At 72.8% G+C, this 817-nt stretch carries 1 pseudogene; it reads left to right on the forward strand.

Features of this window, described 5'->3' with window-relative positions:
• Nucleotides 1–817 (forward strand): annotated as a pseudogene (locus ABR39_RS00780) (RHS repeat protein); the annotation flags it as partial.

An 817-nucleotide genomic window follows, 5' to 3' on the forward strand; every position in this document is an offset into this window, starting at 1 on the left:
GTGATGGCACGGAGGACACGGGCCAGGCCGTGACCCGCACCTGGCAGTACGAGGACGCCACCCTGCCCGGGCGCCCGGTGAGCATCACGGAGCAGGCTACCGGCGAAGCCCCCCGCGTCGCGGAGCGCTTCGTGTACGCCGGCCGCACGGCGGCGGAGCAGGGCCTGAACCTGGCCGGGGCCTGCGTCAGCCACCACGACACGGCCGGGCTGGTACGGACGGACAGCATCGCGCTGACCGGCGTGCCGCTGTCGGTGACCCGCCGCCTGCTGAAGGAGGCGGATAACCCTGACGTCGTGGCCGGCCGGCAGGGAGCAGGGGTGTCCGTCCGGAACGGCCTGCTGGCTGACGGGGCACACACCACCCTGACCGCCGCGGACGCCGCCGGGGCGGTGCTGGCCACCACCGACGCGAAGGGGAACCGCCAGCGCGTGGCGTACGACGTGGCGGGCCGGGTGGCGGGCCGCTGGCTGACGGTGAAGGGCGGCGCGGAGCAGGTTATCGTCCGCTCCCTGGCGTACTCGGCCGCCGGGCAGACGCTGCGGGAGGAGCACGGCAGCGGGGTGGTGACCACGTATACCTATGAGGCAGAGACGCAGCGCCTGACCGGGATAAAAACGGCGCGCCCGGCCGGACATCCTTCCGGGGCGAGGGTGCTGCAGGACCTGCGCTACGGGTACGACCCGGCGGGCAACGTGCTCAGCGTGCGTAACGACGCGGAAGAGACCCGCTTCTGGCGCAACCAGAAGGTGGTGCCGGAGAGCACGTACGCCTACGACAGCCTGTACCGGCTGGTCCGCGCCACCGGGCGCGAGAT

The organism is Enterobacter genomosp. O, from assembly GCF_001022965.1.
GTDB classification, from domain to species: Bacteria; Pseudomonadota; Gammaproteobacteria; order Enterobacterales; family Enterobacteriaceae; genus Enterobacter; species Enterobacter cloacae_L.